Source organism: Nocardioides sp. WG-D5 (assembly GCF_054031175.1).
In genome coordinates, this window is the sequence record NZ_CM132928.1 from 1,141,760 (window position 1) to 1,157,500 (window position 15,741).

General features: G+C 68.0%; 12 protein-coding genes and 2 rRNA genes (1 of these 14 running past the window's edge). 9 read left to right on the top strand and 5 right to left on the bottom strand.

Translation table 11 applies throughout. The features are described 5' to 3' along the window. The first annotated feature begins 39 nt into the window (after window positions 1-39). Both ACWZJV_RS05600 and ACWZJV_RS05605 read left to right on the top strand, forming a co-directional pair. On the top strand, window positions 40-495 hold the full coding sequence (locus tag ACWZJV_RS05600) for a peroxiredoxin family protein (protein ID WP_457180532.1): 456 nt from the start codon (window positions 40-42) through the stop codon (window positions 493-495). Continuing rightward, window positions 492-1,061, top strand: a complete 570-nt coding sequence (locus tag ACWZJV_RS05605; RefSeq protein WP_457180533.1) for an RNA polymerase sigma factor — start codon at window positions 492-494, stop codon at window positions 1,059-1,061. Before ACWZJV_RS05600 ends, ACWZJV_RS05605 begins: the two co-directional genes overlap by 4 nt. On the opposite strand, the gene ACWZJV_RS05610 is transcribed toward ACWZJV_RS05605, so the two are convergent. Continuing rightward, window positions 1,058-1,951 carry a carbohydrate kinase family protein gene (locus ACWZJV_RS05610; RefSeq protein WP_457180534.1) on the bottom strand — a complete coding sequence of 298 codons (894 nt, stop codon included), beginning with the start codon at window positions 1,949-1,951 and terminating at the stop codon, window positions 1,058-1,060. The genes ACWZJV_RS05605 and ACWZJV_RS05610 overlap by 4 nt on opposite strands. Window positions 1,952-2,141: 190 nt before the next feature. Here ACWZJV_RS05610 and aceE point away from each other — a divergent pair, with 190 nt between their 5' ends. The 7 genes from aceE (at window position 2,142) to ACWZJV_RS05645 (ending at window position 11,565) form a co-directional block, all read left to right on the top strand. Beyond that, window positions 2,142-4,877, top strand: coding sequence for a pyruvate dehydrogenase (acetyl-transferring), homodimeric type (gene aceE, locus ACWZJV_RS05615; protein ID WP_457181936.1), 2,736 nt, complete (start codon window positions 2,142-2,144; stop codon window positions 4,875-4,877). A gap of 110 nt (window positions 4,878-4,987) precedes the next feature. After that, a complete protein-coding gene (locus tag ACWZJV_RS05620) occupies window positions 4,988-6,175 on the top strand; it encodes a PucR family transcriptional regulator (RefSeq protein WP_008364253.1) in 1,188 nt (395 codons plus the stop codon). Window positions 6,176-6,278: 103 nt separating this feature from the next. Next, window positions 6,279-7,469, top strand: a complete 1,191-nt coding sequence (locus tag ACWZJV_RS05625; RefSeq protein ID WP_008364252.1) for an acyltransferase domain-containing protein — start codon at window positions 6,279-6,281, stop codon at window positions 7,467-7,469. After that, entirely contained in the window at window positions 7,466-8,452 is a 987-nt protein-coding gene (locus ACWZJV_RS05630) for a beta-ketoacyl-ACP synthase III (RefSeq protein WP_457180535.1), read from the top strand. The genes ACWZJV_RS05625 and ACWZJV_RS05630 overlap by 4 nt, the downstream gene beginning before the upstream one ends. Before the next feature lie 56 nt (window positions 8,453-8,508). Continuing rightward, a complete protein-coding gene (locus ACWZJV_RS05635; RefSeq protein ID WP_008364250.1) occupies window positions 8,509-8,760 on the top strand; it encodes an acyl carrier protein in 252 nt (83 codons plus the stop codon). A 91-nt stretch (window positions 8,761-8,851) separates the two neighbouring features. Beyond that, a complete protein-coding gene (locus tag ACWZJV_RS05640; RefSeq protein ID WP_008364249.1) occupies window positions 8,852-10,120 on the top strand; it encodes a beta-ketoacyl-[acyl-carrier-protein] synthase family protein in 1,269 nt (422 codons plus the stop codon). Further along, the gene (locus tag ACWZJV_RS05645) at window positions 10,120-11,565 is read left to right on the top strand and encodes an acyl-CoA carboxylase subunit beta (protein ID WP_196873426.1); all 1,446 of its coding nucleotides are present in this window, start codon (window positions 10,120-10,122) and stop codon (window positions 11,563-11,565) included. The genes ACWZJV_RS05640 and ACWZJV_RS05645 overlap by 1 nt, the downstream gene beginning before the upstream one ends. A gap of 93 nt (window positions 11,566-11,658) precedes the next feature. Here the strand turns inward: ACWZJV_RS05645 and ACWZJV_RS05650 are convergent, their stop codons facing one another. The 4 genes from ACWZJV_RS05650 to ACWZJV_RS05665 form a co-directional block, all read right to left on the bottom strand. Then, complete coding sequence (locus tag ACWZJV_RS05650) at window positions 11,659-12,189, bottom strand: DUF3145 domain-containing protein (RefSeq protein WP_008364247.1); 531 nt, start codon at window positions 12,187-12,189, stop codon at window positions 11,659-11,661. A 207-nt stretch (window positions 12,190-12,396) separates the two neighbouring features. After that, on the bottom strand, window positions 12,397-13,506 hold the full coding sequence (locus ACWZJV_RS05655; RefSeq protein WP_457180536.1) for a tetratricopeptide repeat protein: 1,110 nt from the start codon (window positions 13,504-13,506) through the stop codon (window positions 12,397-12,399). A gap of 127 nt (window positions 13,507-13,633) precedes the next feature. After that, window positions 13,634-13,750: ribosomal RNA gene (gene rrf / locus ACWZJV_RS05660) — 5S ribosomal RNA — on the bottom strand. 172 nt (window positions 13,751-13,922) lie between these two features. Further along, window positions 13,923-15,741: ribosomal RNA gene (locus ACWZJV_RS05665) — 23S ribosomal RNA — on the bottom strand; it runs 1,273 nt beyond the window's last position.

Sequence of the window (15,741 nt, forward strand, 5' to 3'; positions counted from 1 at the left end):
CGACAGCCCGCGCCGCGGGCGGAACAGAGAGGAACACACGTGATCGACGTAGGAAGCACGATCGAGTCCACCTCCGTGCAGCTGAGCGACGGCGCGACGGCCGATCTCCTCGGGGAAGGCCACCGGGGAACACTCGTCTACTTCATGCGAACCACGACCTGCATGATGTGCAACGCCCACGTACGCACCCTCACGTCCAACGCGAAGGACTTCCGCGACCGAGGCGTTCGGGTCCTGATCGCCGTCCCCGAGGACGCCACCACGGCCCGGGCCTGGGTGGAGCGGCGGCAGGTCCCGTTCCCCGTCGTCCCCGGACTCCACGGTGACCTCGGCCTCGCCCGCCGCCTGCTCGGCTCGATGATGCAGTCCGGAACCGTCATCGTGGACGCCACCGGCTGGGTCACGTACGCGGACATCGTCACCGTGCCGACCGGCGGATACCGTCACCGCGACGTCCTCGCGGCGCTCGACGCCCTGCCACAACGCGCGCGATGACCATGGTGGACCAGCAGACGGACATGCGCGGCTCGTGGCCCGACACGGCCGTCGTCCGGTCAGCGCAGGCGGGCGACGTGGCCGCGATCTCGGTGCTCGTGGAAGGAGCCCACCCGCACGTTCGGCGGTTCGCCATGTCGCTCTGCCTGAGCGAGCAGGACGCGGAGGATGCGACGCAGGAGGCGCTGGTCATCCTCTACCGCAAGATCGGGACGCTGCGAGCGACCGGAGCGTTGGCGTCGTGGATGTTCACCATCGTGCGCAACGAGTGCGTACGTCGCTGGACCGTCAGCAGGAGGCACGTCCTCGCCGAGGTGACCGATCTGCCCCTGCGAACGAGCTCGTCGGCCGAGGAGGCCGCGCTGGCAGGGATCGAGGCTCGTCTCGTCTCCGCGGCCATCGCGGAGCTTCCACCCGACCAACGGCAGGTGCTGCTGTTGCGCGACGTGCACGGCTACAGCGGCAGAACGGTCGCGAAGCACCTGGGCCTGAGCCTGCCCGCGATGAAGTCACGCCTGCATCGCGCCCGGGCAGCGCTCCGGGCCGCGCTCGCAGACTCGGCCTAGCTGCCCAGCTCGGCCCGGGTCGGCGGGTTGGCACCGGCGCGCGAGACGGTGACCGCCGCCGCCCGGACGCCGTGGGCGAGCACCTCGCGGCGGTCGCGGTCGAAGTCGTCCCACAGCGCGTCGACCAGGCCGGCGGAGAAGGTGTCACCGGCACCGATGGTGTCCACGACGGTCACCTTCTGGGCCTCGACGTCGATCCGCTCGGAGGCGGTGATCCAGCTGGCGCCGTCGCCGCCGCGGGTCACCGCGACCGCACCGGCACCGAGCTCGAGCAGCCGCGCGGCCGCCTTGTCCAGACCGATCCCCGGGTAGAGGGTCTCCAGGTCCTCGTCGCTGGCCTTGACCACATCGGCGTACGCCGCCGCCCGCTCGATCCGCGAGACGACCTCCTGGCCGGTTCCGGTCAGGGTGGGTCGCATGTTGATGTCGTAGAGGACGCGCACCGAGTCCGGGAGCCCGTCGAGCAGCGCGAAGACCGTCTCGGCGCCGGGCGAGAGCACCGGGGCGAGCGAGCCGATGTGCACGAACCGCGGCGTGCCCACCGCGACCTCGCCGAGCTTCCACTCCAGATCGAAGACGTACGTCGCCGACCCGTCGGCCGTGATGGTCGCCTGCGCCGTCGAGGTCCGGGCCAGCACGTGCGGGTCGCAGGCCATCCGGACCCCGGAACCGGCCAGGTGGGCGGCCAGAGCCTGCCCACGGGCGTCGTCGGCGTAGGACGCCGCGTAGCGCACCGGACGGCCGAGCCGGCCCAGCGCGACGGCGACATTGGCGCCGCTACCGCCGGGATGGTCCTGGGTCACACCGTCGGACGTGGTGACCACGTCGACCAGTGCCTCACCTACCACCAATACGTCAGCAACGGCATTGTCACGATCCAGGCTGGTCACGGGCGGCAGATTAGCAACTCGACGTACCAACGAATTTTCGGGGTTGACCAGCAGAAACCTCCTACTGTCCAGTAACCCACCGCGGGTGCGCGACCGCTCGCGACCGCGTGCGACCATTGAGGATGTGACCGAAGAATCCACCGAGACGACTGGTGGTCCGCAGGGCCCGACCCCCGCCCAGCCGACCGTAATCCACGAGGGTCTACCGACCCAGCTTCCGGACATCGATCCCGAAGAGACCAGTGAGTGGCTCGGCTCGTTCGACGCGATGCTCGAGTCGAGCGGGCGCGAACGGGCCCGCTACGTCATGCTGCGTCTTCTGGAGCGCGCCCGCGAGCAGTCCGTCGGCGTCCCCGCCCTGCGAAGCACCGACTACATCAACACCATCCCCTCCGACCGCGAGCCGTGGTTCCCGGGCGATGAGGACATCGAGCGACGCATCCGCGCCTTCATCCGCTGGAACGCCGCCGTCATGGTCTCCTCCGCCAACCGCAAGGGCCTCGAGGTGGGCGGCCACATCGCCACCTACCAGTCCTCCGCGAGCCTCTACGAGGTCGGCTTCAACCACTTCTTCCGCGGCAAGGACCACCCCGGCGGCGGCGACCAGGTCTTCATCCAGGGCCACGCCTCCCCCGGCATCTACGCGCGTGCGTTCCTCGAGGGCCGGCTCACCGAGGAGCAGCTCTTCCGCTTCCGCCAGGAGGTGCAGCACGGCGTCGGCCAGGGCATCTCGTCCTACCCGCACCCGCGCCTGATGCCGGACTTCTGGGAGTTCCCGACGGTCTCCATGGGCCTGACCGGGATCAACTCGATCTACCAGGCCCGGTTCAACCGCTACCTGCAGAACCGCGGCATCAAGGACACCTCCGACCAGCGCGTGTGGGCCTTCCTCGGCGACGGCGAGATGGGTGAGCCCGAGTCGCTCGGCGCCATCCGGGTCGCCGCCCGCGAGGAGCTCGACAACCTGGTCTGGGTGGTCAACTGCAACCTGCAGCAGCTCGACGGCCCGGTGACCGGCAACGGCAAGGTCATCCAGGAGCTGGAGTCCAACTTCCGCGGTGCCGGCTGGAACGTCATCAAGGTCATCTGGGGCCGCGAGTGGGACCAGCTGCTCGCCAAGGACGTCGACGGCGTCCTGGTCAACAAGATGAACTCCACCCCCGACGGCCAGTTCCAGACCTACTCGGTCGAGACCGGTGCCTACGTCCGGGAGAACTTCTTCGGCTCCGACCCGCGCCTGCGCAAGATGGTCGAGCAGATGAGCGACGAGCAGATCCGCAAGCTCCCCCGCGGTGGTCACGACTACCGCAAGGTCTACGCGGCCTTCGACGCGGCCACCAAGACCGTCGGGCAGCCGACCGTGATCCTGGCCCACACCATCAAGGGCTGGACGATCGACGCTCTGGAGGGCAAGAACGCCACCCACCAGATGAAGAAGCTGACCATGGCGGACCTGAAGAAGTTCCGCGACCGTCTGCTCCTGCCGATCTCCGACAAGGAGCTCGAGGCGACCTACGAGCAGACCGGCGCCGCTCCGTTCTTCAACCCGGGCCCGGAGTCGGCCGAGATCGAATACATGATGGAGCGCCGCAAGCAGCTCGGCGGCCCGCTCCCCCAGCGCCGGGTCGAGTTCAAGCCGCTCACCCTGCCGGGCGACAAGGTCTACTCCGAGCTCAAGCAGGGCTCCGGGAAGAACAAGATCGCCTCCACGATGGCCACCGTCCGGCTCCTCAAGGACTGGATGCGTGACCCGGAGATCGGCAAGCGCATCGTCCCGATCGCGCCCGACGAGTACCGCACGTTCGGCATGGACGCGATGTTCCCGAGTGCCAAGGTCTACAACCCTGGCGGCCAGCAGTACGAGAGCGTCGACCGGAAGTTGTTGCTCTCCTACAAGGAGTCCGCACAGGGCCAGCTGCTCCACGAGGGCATCTCCGAGGCGGGGGCGCTCGCTTCGGCGACCGCTGCCGGCACCGCGTATGCCACCCACGGCGAGCCGATGATCCCGTTCTACATCTTCTACTCGATGTTCGGGTTCCAGCGCACCGGCGACTCCATCTGGGCCATGGCCGACATGATGGGCCGCGGCTTCCTGATCGGCGCCACCGCCGGCCGCACCACGCTGACCGGTGAGGGTCTCCAGCACGCCGACGGTCACTCCCCGCTGCTCGCGGCGACCAACCCGGCGGTCGTGCACTACGACCCGGCGTTCGCCTACGAGGTCTCGCACATCATGCAGAGCGGCCTCGAGCGGATGTACGGCACCTCCGAGGAGCACCCGCACGGCGAGAACGTGATCTTCTACCTGACCGTCTACAACGAGCCGGTCAGCCAGCCCAAGGAGCCCGAGGGCGTCGATGTCGAGGGCATCCTGAAGGGCATCCACCAGGTCTCGACCGCCGAAGGCGACGGCCCGAAGGTCCGCCTGCTGGCCTCGGGCGTCGGGTTCCCGTGGGTCGAGGAGGCCGCCCGCATCCTCAAGGAGGACTGGGGCGTCAACGCCGACACCTGGTCGGTCACCTCGTGGAACGAGCTCGCTCGTGACGCGATCGACGCCGAGCAGTGGAGCCTCAACCACCCGGGCGAGACCCCGCGCACGCCGTACGTCACCGAGAAGCTCTCGGCGTCCAACGGCCCCGTCATCGCGGTCTCCGACTACATGCGGGCCGTCCCGCTGCAGATCGCCCGCTGGGTACCGGACGACTACCGCGTCCTCGGTGCCGACGGGTTCGGCTTCGCCGACACCCGCCCGGCCGCGCGTCGCTTCTTCCAGATCGACGCCCAGTCCGTCGTCGTCCAGGCCCTCCAGGCCCTGGCCGAGGCCGGCGAGATCGACGCCGCGCTGGTGAAGAAGGCCTTCGACACCTACCGCATCGACGACCCGACAGCGACGAAGGGCATCATGCAAGAGGGCGGCGACGCCTGACCCTCGTGGCGCCGAGTCGGCGCATCTGACCCCCTGTCTGGCGAAGCGAAGCGAGCCAGAGGGGTCGGATGCGCCGACTCGGCATGTCATGAGATGTACTAAGCGCAAGAATGGACAACGTGACCGCAGTGATCCCTCCCACCCGCCAGCGCACCGCGCAGGCGCTGCGGCGTGCCACCGGCAGGCTGGCGACCGCAGCGACCTCGCGGATGGACGACGCGATGCCGTGGTTCAAGGATCTCTCCGCGAAGAACCGCTCCCTGGTCGGCCTGATCGTCCAGGCCGGCATCAAGGAGTTCGTCGGCTGGTACGCCGGCGGCGCCTCCGCTGACACCGCCAAGCCCGACCTGGCCGCCTCGATGTTCGGCGTCGCGCCACGTGCGCTGACCGGCATCATCACGCTCCAGCAGACCGTCGACCTCGTCCGCCTCTCGATCGAGGTGGTCGAGGCCAACATCGACGACCTGCTCGGCCCCGAGGACGCCGCCGACGTGCACGAGGCGATCGGCCGCTACGCCCGCGAGGTCGCCTTCGCCACCGCCGAGGTCTACGCCCGTGCCGCCGAGCAGCGTGGCGCGTGGGACGCCCGGCTCGAGGCGCTGGTGGTCGACGCAGTCCTGCGCGCCGAGACCGACGAGGTCGTCCTGTCCCGGGCCAGCGCGCTCGGCTGGGACGCCGACCTGCAGCTGTGCGCCGTCCTCGGCCACGCGCCCGAGGGCATCGGCCTCGACGCCGCCATGGAGGAGGTACGCCGCCGAGCCCGCGCCCACGACATGCACACCCTGTGCGCGGTCCAGGGTGACCGGCTCGTCGCCCTGCTCGGTGGCATCGAGGACCCCCTCGAAGCCGCCGAGCGCATCGCCGACCTCTTCGCCGACGGGCCCGTCGTGGTCGGGCCGATGGCCACCGGCCTCGCCACCGCCGCCGACTCGGCCCGGGCCGCGCTCTCGGCCTACCGGGCCGCGCCCGGCTGGCCTGACGCACCCCGTCCGGCGCGCAGCCAGTCGTTCCTGCCCGAACGCGCCCTGGCCGGCGACGCGTGGGCCCACCGCTACCTGATCGAGCATCTCTACCAGCCGTTGGTGGAGGCCCGCAGCACGCTGATCGAGACGCTGGCTGCGTACTTCGCGGCCGGAGGCGGCCTGGAAGCCACCGGCCGGACCCTGTTCGTGCACCCCAACACCGTGCGCTACCGTCTCAAGCAGGTCGCCGAGCTCACCGGGTTCACCCCGACCGACTCGCGGGACGCTCTGGCGCTGCAAGTCGCGCTGATCCTCGGCCGACAGCAGGACCACTGACACTGGTTCCGGCGCGGATTGTAGAACTCCTACAAGATTGCGTGACAGATATTCGTTGTCGCCGAAGGTGAACCAGGACCCCTCCAGACGGGACCATCATTCCGTGCTCGTCATTGTCGCCCCCGGACAAGGTGCTCAGACACCAGGATTCCTCACCCCGTGGCTGGAGGACCCCGCTTTCGCCGCTCGTATGGAGTGGCTCTCAACCGTCGCAGGCCTCGACCTGATCGACTACGGCACCAATGCCGATGCCGAGACCATCCGCGCCACCGAGATCGCCCAGCCCCTGCTGGTCGCCACCGGCCTGGTCGCGGCCCTGCAGCTCTTCCCGCAGCCCGCGGACGCCTTTTCGAAGATCGGCGCCGTCGCCGGCCACAGCGTCGGTGAGATCACCGCCGCCGCCGGCGCTCGCGCGATCAGCGCCGAGCAGGCGATGGTCCTCGTCCGTGAGCGCGGCAAGGCCATGGCCGAGGCCGCTGCGAAGACGCCGACCGGCATGACCGCCGTCCTCGGCGGCGTCCGCGAGGAGGTCCTCGCCGCGATCGAGAAGCACGGCCTCACCCCCGCCAACGACAACGGCCCCGGCCAGATCGTCGCCGCGGGCACGCTCGAGCAGCTCGAGGCCTTCGCCGCCGAGCCGCCCGCCAAGGCCCGGCTGATGCCGCTCAGCGTCGCCGGCGCCTTCCACACCAAGCACATGGAGCCTGCTGTCGGCCACCTCGCCCGGCTGGCCCAGAGCGTCTCGACCCACGACCCGCGTACGCGCCTGATCAGCAACAAGGACGGCCAGATCGTCCACGACGGCGCCAAGGCGCTGGACCGGATCGTCGGCCAGATCGCCAACCCGGTGCGCTGGGACCTCTGCCTCGACACCATGTCCGACATCGGCGTGACCGGCATCCTGGAGATGCCGCCGGCCGGCACCCTGACCGGGATCGCCAAGCGAGCCCTCAAGGGCGTCGAGACCTTCGCCCTGAAGACGCCCGACCAGCTCGAGGACGCCCGCGCGTTCGTCGAGAAGCACGGTGAGGCCAACCCGATCGAGACCACGCCGACCTGGCGCATGGTCGTCTCCCCCTCCAAGGGCACCTTCAAGCTCTCCGAGACGGTGTCCGGCCTCGACGTGATCCCGGCCGGCACCGAGATCGGTGCGATCGCCAGCCTCCGCGACACGATCGCGATCACCTCGGCCCACGGGGGCGAGGTCATCGAGTGGCTGGTCGAGGACGGCGACCTCGTCTCCCCCGGTCAGCCCCTGCTCCGCCTGCACCCGACGGGAGCGCAGCACTCGTGATCTCAGCCCCTACAGGTGCCCCGAACGCCCGCATCCTCGGTGTGGGCGGCTACCGCCCCAGCCGGGTGATCCCCAACAGCGAGATCGTCGGCCTCATCGACTCCTCCGACGAGTGGATCCGCACCCGCTCCGGCATCGTCGAGCGCCGCTGGGCGAACGACGAGGAGACCGTGCAGATGATGTCGGTCGCCGCCTCCCGCAAGGCCCTCGAGCAAGCCGGGATCGGCATCGACCAGATCGACTGCGTCATCGTCGCGACGGTCAGTCACATGCGCCAGACCCCCGCGGTCGCGGCGCTGATCGCCGACGAGCTCGGCGCCGACAACCCGGCCGCCTTCGACATCTCGGCCGCCTGTGCCGGCTTCTGCCACGGCATCGCGATGGCCAACGACTTCATCCGCGGTGGCAGCGCCCGTCACGTACTCGTCATCGGCGTCGAACGGCTCTCCGACATCACCAACCCGCACGACCGTGGCACCGCCTTCATCTTCGCCGACGGCGCGGGCGCAGCGGTCGTCGGCCCGAGCGAGGAGCCCGGGATCGGACCGGTCGTGTGGGGCTCCTCGGGCGACAAGGCCGAGCTGATCCAGACACCCGACTGGTTCGTGGCCAACGAGGCCAAGGAGACGCCCTGGCTGACGATGGAGGGCAACCCCGTCTTCCGGTGGGCCTCCTTCGCGATGGCCAAGGTCGGCCAGGAGGCGCTCGAGAAGGCCGGCATCACCGCCGACGAGCTCGACTGCTTCATCCCGCACCAGGCCAACATGCGTATCGTCGACGCCCTGGCCCGCTCCATGAAGCTCCCGGAGTCGGTCAAGATCGCCCGCGACATCGCCACCATGGGCAACACCTCGGCCGCCTCGGTCCCGCTGGCCCTTGAGCGGATGATCGAAGAGGGGCAGGCTCAGTCGGGCGACACCGCTCTGCTCATCGCATTCGGCGCCGGGCTGGTCTACGCCGCCCAGGTCGTCGTCCTGCCCTAGTCCCCCGCACCACCCAGAGTTTCACCACAAAGAAAATCCGAGAGGAAGCACCACACATGGCCACCACCGAAGAGATCCGCTCCGACCTCGCCGAGATCGTCAACGAGGTCGCCGGCATCGATGTCGCCGACGTCCAGCTCGACAAGTCCTTCGTCGACGACCTCGACGTCGACTCGCTGTCCATGGTCGAGGTCGTCGTTGCCGCCGAGGAGAAGTTCGGCGTATCCATCCCCGACGAGGAGGTCAAGAACCTCAAGACCGTTGGCGACGCGGTGAGCTTCATCGAGAAGGCTTCCGCGAACGCCTGACGCGCCCCGGCGGCTCGGCCAACCCTCCCAGGCCGAGCCGCCGGACCTTCGTCACCCGATCCCAACGCGCCGAACACCCCACGGAGACCACATGAGCAGCCGCACCCGAGTAGTCGTCACCGGATTGGGCACCACCAACCCGGTCGGCGGAGACGTAGCCACCACCTGGGATGCCTTGATCGCCGGCCGCTCCGGCATCCGCGAGCTCACCGAGGAGTGGGCTCAAGAGCTTCCCGTACGCATCGCCGGCCGCATCGCCGTCGAGCCGTCCGAGGTTCTGGAGAGGGTCAAGGCCCGGCGCCTGGACCGCTCCGCACAGTTCGCCGTGGTCGCCGCGGCCGAGGCCTGGAAGGACGCCGGCTTCGAAGGCACGGCCACCGAGGCCGGCCTCGACGGTGAGCGTCTCGGCGTCGCCGTCGCCACCGGGATCGGCGGGGTGACGACCCTGCTCGACAACTACGACACGCTTCTCGCCAAGGGACCGCGCCGGGTCAGCCCGCTGGCCGTCCCGATGCTGATGGCCAACGCCTCGGCAGCCAACATCTCGCTGACCTACGGCGCCCGCGCCGCGGCTCAGACCCCGATCTCGGCCTGCGCCTCCGGCTCCGAGGCGGTCGCCCTGGCCGCCGACCAGATCCGTCTGGGCCGGGCCGACGTCGTGCTCGCCGGTGGCACCGAGGCCGCGATCCACCCGCTGCCGATCGCCGCGTTCGCCAACATGATGGCCCTGTCCAAGACGGCGTCCGGCCCCGACGGCGGCGACCCGACCTCGGTCAGCCGTCCGTGGGACACCGCCCGCGACGGCTTCGTCCTCGGTGAGGGCGCCGGCATCGTCGTGCTCGAGTCGCTCGAGCACGCCCAGGCCCGTGGCGCCCGGATCTACGCCGAGGTCCTCGGCTCCGGCGTGACCGCCGACGCCCACGACATCGCCCAGCCCGACCCGGAGGGTCGTGGCGGCAGCCGCGCCATCAAGCGCGCGCTCGAGGACGGCGACATCGACCCGAGCACGATCGCCCACGTCAACGCCCACGCGACCTCGACCCCGCAGGGCGACATCGCCGAGGGCCTGATGCTCCACGCCACCCTCGGCAAGCACGTCGAGAACGTCGTGGTCACCTCGACCAAGTCGATGACCGGCCACCTGCTCGGTGGAGCCGGCGCGCTCGAGACCGTCGCGACCGTGCTGGCGATCCACCACCGCCAGTCGCCCCCGACGATCAACCTCGACAACCTCGACCCCGCGGTCGAGCTCGACATCGCCACCAAGACGCGCGACCTGCCGGTCGGCGACATCGCAGCGCTCAACAACTCCTTCGGCTTCGGTGGCGCGAACGTCGCGGTCGTCTACGGAAGCATCTGATGACGATCACGGCGCCTGCGCCGGCCCCCGCGGCGAAGCAGAAGCTTCCTCGCGACCAGGACCCGCGCAACCCGCTGACCCGTCTGAAGGCGCTCTTCGACGAGGGCACCGTCAAGCTCATCTCCCCCGACGACGATTCGGGCATGCTGGCTGCCGTCGGCGAGGTCGACGGCACCCGCGCGGTCGCCTTCTGCTCCGACGCCACCGTCATGGGCGGCGCGATGGGGGACCTCGGCTGCCGTGTGGTCGTCGACGCCTACCACCGGGCTATGACCGACGGCATCCCTATCATCGGCCTGTGGCATTCGGGCGGTGCCCGGCTCGCCGAGGGCGTGCTCTCCCTGCACGCCGTGGGCCGGATCTTCCACGCGATGACGCAGGCCAGCGGCAAGATCCCGCAGATCTCGGTCGTCCTCGGCCCCGCCGCCGGCGGCGCTGCGTACGGTCCCGCCCTCACCGACGTCGTCATCCTCGGCCCCGAGGGCCGGATCTTCGTGACCGGCCCCGACGTCGTACGCTCCGTCACTGGTGAGGACGTCGACATGCTGCGCCTCGGTGGCCCGGAGCCGCACGGCCGCCGCTCCGGTGTCGTCCACATCCTCACCGAGTCCGAGCGCGAGGCGCTCGACAAGGCCCGCACGGTCACCTCCCTCCTCGGCTCCCAGGGCGGCCTCGACGTCGCCGCGGTGGAGGACAAGGACCTCGCCGAGCAGCTGCCGGAGTCGAAGAAGCGCGCCTACGACGTGCACCCGCTCGTGGAGAACATCCTCGATGAGGGCACCACCCAGGAGCTGCACGCGCGCTGGGCGCCCAACATCGTCACGGCCCTGGGCCGCTTCGGCGGCCGCACCGTCGGCGTCGTGGCCAACAACCCGCTGCGGCTCGGCGGCTGCCTCGACTCCCTCTCCGCGGAGAAGGCCTCCCGGTTCGTACGCCTCTGCGACTCGCTCGGCGTCCCGCTGATCGTCGTCGTCGACGTCCCGGGCTACCTGCCGGGCGTCGGTCAGGAGTGGGACGGGGTCGTCCGCCGCGGCGCCAAGCTCCTGCACGCCTTCGGCGAGTGTGTGGTCCCCCGGGTCACCCTGGTGACCCGCAAGACCTACGGTGGCGCCTACATCGCCATGAACGCCCGCTCCCTCGGTGCGACCAAGGTCTTCGCCTGGCCGGGCGCCGAGGTCGCGGTCATGGGCCCGGTCGCCGCCATCCGCATCCTGCACCGCCGCAAGCTCGCCGAGGTCGCGCCCGATCTCCGTCCTCAGGTCGAGGCGGAGCTCGCAGCCGAGCACGAGCGTCTCGCCGGCGGTGTCGACAAGGCCGTCGAGATCGGCGTCGTGGACGAGGTCATCGAGCCCTCGGCCACCCGCAGCGCGATCGCTGCCGCCTTCGAGGACGCGATCCAGACCGTCGGCGTACGCCGCGGTGCTCACGGCAACATCCCCCTCTGACCGACACCGGCCAGACAACGCACAGAGGCCCCGGAGCTCACGCTCCGGGGCCTCTGTCGGTCGTCGGCCGTGCTCTGCGGCCGACGGGGTCGCTCAGACGACCTGGTGCAGCCAGCGTACGGGCGCGCCCTCTCCCGCGTGACGGAACGTCTCCAGCTCGTCGTCCCACGGCTTGCCGAGGAGCTTGTCCACCTCGAGCTCGAGCGTGGTGTCGCCGAGAGAGGCCTTCACGACCGCGGCCTTGAGCCGGTCCTCCGGGATCATGATGTCCCCGTGCATCCCGGTGACGGCGTGGAAGACGCCGAGGTCGGGGGTGAAGGAGTAGCGCGCACCCTCGGAGGTGGACGTCGCGTCCTCGGTGACCTCGAAGCGCAGGTGCGTCCATCCCTTCAGCGCCGAGGCGATCGCCGCAGCGGAACCGATCGCACCCGACCAGAAGAGCTCAGCTCGGTAGGTGCCGGCCTGGGCGGGCTGCGCCGTCCAGTCGAAGTTCACCGGCACACCGAGAACCCCCGCGACGGCCCATTCGATGTGAGGGCAGAGCGCGGAGGGAGCCGAATGCACGAACACAACGCCTCGGGCGATACCACGCGAGGCGCTCGGGTCCTTGATCTGAGTGGTCACCGAATATCTCCTTCGTTGCGGCGCGAGCTACGCCTTCCCCAGCGGGCTCGATCATGCGTGAAGGAAACACTTCGGTGGATCACATGGATGTAGTTGTGCAGTCCATTCTTACCTACCCGGCCCAGGATCTCCAGTATCGAGGCAAAACGGTCAGTGGCGACCAACACAGAGGTCGATCGCCACTGACTTCCCGAACCGAGGAGGGACTCAGTCCCTCTCGACCGTCTTCTCAAGCGCCTCGGCCCGTGCCGCGGCGTCGGTGATCTCGTCGGCGTCGATCGCGTAGGTGCGGTGGAACCAGGTCAGCGCGTCCTTGTCCCGGCCGGCGTCCTGGAGCGTGTCGGCGTAGGCGTAGCGCAGCCGCACCACCCACGGCTCGCGGCTCTTGTTGTTGAGCGGCGACTGCTCGAGGATGCGCAGGGCCGCGTCGTACTGGCCCATGTCTCGACGAGCACCGGCCTCGACGATCGTCATCTCGGCCTTCGCCGGCGCCTCGAAGTTCACCACGGACGGGCTGTGAGCGAGCTTGATCGCCTGCTCGGGCTGGCCCAATGCACGGTGGCAGTCCGCCATGATCGGCAGGTAGGCCGTCGCCCCGTTCATCCGCTTCGCCGCGCGCAGCTCAGCCAGCGCCTCGGCGTAGTGGCCGGCAGCGTACGCCGCCTCCCCCAGCGCCTCACGGATCACCGCGATCCGCTGCGTACGCGACTTGGCCGCCTTGGCGTGCTGGTAGGCCAGCTCGGGGTCGGAGTCGATGAACATGTCGGCAGCGACCAGGTGGCGGGCGATCCGCGCCGCCAGCTTCTCCGGGAGACCACGCAGCTGAGCCGCGATGGACCGGTCCAGCTCCTTGCCGGTCACCTCATCCGGCAGCTCCGGACCGTCGTAGGCCCGCTGGTCCGCCGTACGCTCCTCGCGCGGCTCGTCGAAGCGCCGCTGCGGCTTGCCACCGGGCTTGCCGCCGCGGTCCTTGGAGTAACCGCCCTTGCGGTCGCTGCCGCCGCCGCGCTTCGGACCGTCAGGACGGCCACCTGCGCGCGGACCGCCGCGTCCGGTCGAGGGCTTGCCGTCGCGGCGCTCCTCGCCGCCACGACCGCCGTCGCGGCGCTGGTCTCCGCCACGAGCACCGTCACGGCGCTGCTCGCCTCCGCGGCCGCCGCCACCATCGCGACGGTCGCTGCTGCGACCTGCGCCGGTGCCCGGTCGACCGCCGCCCGATCGGCCTCCACGGCCACCAGCGGATGAACCCGAGCTCTTCGGACGCCCCGGGCGTCCGGCGGGCTTACCGCCCCTGTTGCTACGGCGCTCGTCAGCCATAGCTGCCATCCTCACTGCTGCCTCTGGCAGCCGACTTCGAAAGATCCCCAGATCATTGTGCAGACAAGATCGGTGCTGGTAAAAGCAGTAGAGGCCGCCCAAAAGGGCGGCCTCTACCTGAAATTTTGTCCGGCGGCGTCCTACTCTCCCACAGCCTCTCGGTTGCAGTACCATCGGCGCTGAAGGGCTTGACTTCCGGGTTCGGGATGGGACCGGGTATTTCCCCTTCGCTATGGCCGCCGTAACTCTATCGACTCACCCCCGCACTCATCCGCCGGCGCTTTCGCTGCCAGGCAGAGCTGCTTGGGGTGGCCAAGCCATTGTTCAGTTCTAGCTTGTTGCTAGTTGGTGTGGACGCGAACAGTCTCATCAAAGAATCAGTCTTCGATGGTTGTTGTTTTTGTTGAGGGTTTATGAAAGATAAGCCCTCGGCCTATTAGTACCGGTCGGCTGGGCATCACTGCTGTACACCTCCGGCCTATCAACCCCATAGTCTGTAGGGGGCCTTAACCCATAAAGGGTGGGAAACCTCATCTTGAAACGTGCTTCCCGCTTAGATGCGTTCAGCGGTTATCACTTCCGAACGTAGCCAACCAGCCATGCACCTGGCGGTACAACTGGCACACCAGAGGTTCGTCCATCCCGGTCCTCTCGTACTAGGGACAGCCTTTCTCAAGTTTCCTACGCGCGCGGCGGATAGGGACCGAACTGTCTCACGACGTTCTAAACCCAGCTCGCGTGCCGCTTTAATGGGCGAACAGCCCAACCCTTGGGACCTACTCCAGCCCCAGGATGCGACGAGCCGACATCGAGGTGCCAAACCATCCCGTCGATATGGACTCTTGGGGAAGATCAGCCTGTTATCCCCGGGGTACCTTTTATCCGTTGAGTGACCACGCTTCCACATGCCGTGGCCAGATCACTAGTTCCGACTTTCGTCCCTGCTCGACATGTCTGTCTCACAGTCAAGCTCCCTTGTGCACTTACACTCGCCACCTGATTGCCAACCAGGCTGAGGGAACCTTTGAGCGCCTCCGTTACATTTTAGGAGGCAACCGCCCCAGTTAAACTACCCATCAGGCACTGTCCCTGAACCAGATCATGGTCCGAAGTTAGACATCTAGTACGACCAGAGTGGTATTTCAACGATGACTCCACACACACTGGCGTATGCGCTTCACAGTCTCCCACCTATCCTACACAAGCCGAACCAAACACCAATACCAAACTATAGTAAAGGTCCCGGGGTCTTTCCGTCCTGCCGCGCGTAACGAGCATCTTTACTCGTAGTGCAATTTCGCCGAGTCCACGGTTGAGACAGCGCCCAAGTCGTTACTCCATTCGTGCAGGTCGGAACTTACCCGACAAGGAATTTCGCTACCTTAGGATGGTTATAGTTACCACCGCCGTTTACTGGGGCTTAAATTCTGAGCTTCGCACAAGTGCTAACCCGTCCTCTTAACCTTCCAGCACCGGGCAGGAGTCAGTCCGTATACATCGTCTTACAACTTCGCACGGACCTGTGTTTTTAGTAAACAGTCGCTTGGGCCTGGTCTCTGCGGCCCTTCACGCTTCCCCCAGCTAGTGGGTTCACGATCCGGGCCCCCCTTCTCCCGAAGTTACGGGGGCATTTTGCCGAGTTCCTTAACCATGGTTCGCTCGATCGCCTCGGTATTCTCTACCTGATCACCTGAGTCGGTTTGGGGTACGGGCGGCTCATGACTCGCTAGAGGTTTTTCTCGACAGCATAGGATCATCGACTTCACCAAACGGCTCCCCATCACATCTCAGACATACAGAGCCCGGATTTGCCTAGACTCAGTCCTACATGCTTGGCCGGCGACAACCATCGCGCCGGTTCGACTACCTTCCTGCGTCACCCCATCACTTGACTACTACACACTCGGGTCCCATGTTCCACACACACGCCTCACCCCGAAGGGATCGGTCACGTGCGCTTCAGATGGTTAGCATCATGCGCCTCATCATGGGCGTCATTTCGCCGGTACGGGAATATCAACCCGTTGTCCATCGACTACGCCTGTCGGCCTCGCCTTAGGTCCCGACTTACCCAGGGCAGATTAGCTTGACCCTGGAACCCTTGATCAATCGGCGGATGTGTTTCTCACACATCATTCGCTACTCATGCCTGCATTCTCACTCGCGTACCGTCCACCGCTGGATCACTCCGCTGCTTCACCCGATACACGACGCTCCCCTACCCACCCCGGAAAA

Bases quoted from the DNA above. Each gene is read 5' to 3' on its own strand.
- ACWZJV_RS05605 (WP_457180533.1), top strand. From the start codon at position 492: ATGACCATGGTGGACCAGCAGACGGACATGCGCGGCTCGTGGCCCGAC.
- ACWZJV_RS05620 (WP_008364253.1), top strand. From the start codon at position 4,988: ATGGACAACGTGACCGCAGTGATCCCTCCCACCCGCCAGCGCACCGCG.
- ACWZJV_RS05635 (WP_008364250.1), top strand. From the start codon at position 8,509: ATGGCCACCACCGAAGAGATCCGCTCCGACCTCGCCGAGATCGTCAAC.
- ACWZJV_RS05640 (WP_008364249.1), top strand. From the start codon at position 8,852: ATGAGCAGCCGCACCCGAGTAGTCGTCACCGGATTGGGCACCACCAAC.
- ACWZJV_RS05645 (WP_196873426.1), top strand. From the start codon at position 10,120: ATGACGATCACGGCGCCTGCGCCGGCCCCCGCGGCGAAGCAGAAGCTT.
- ACWZJV_RS05655 (WP_457180536.1), bottom strand. From the start codon at position 13,506: ATGGCTGACGAGCGCCGTAGCAACAGGGGCGGTAAGCCCGCCGGACGC.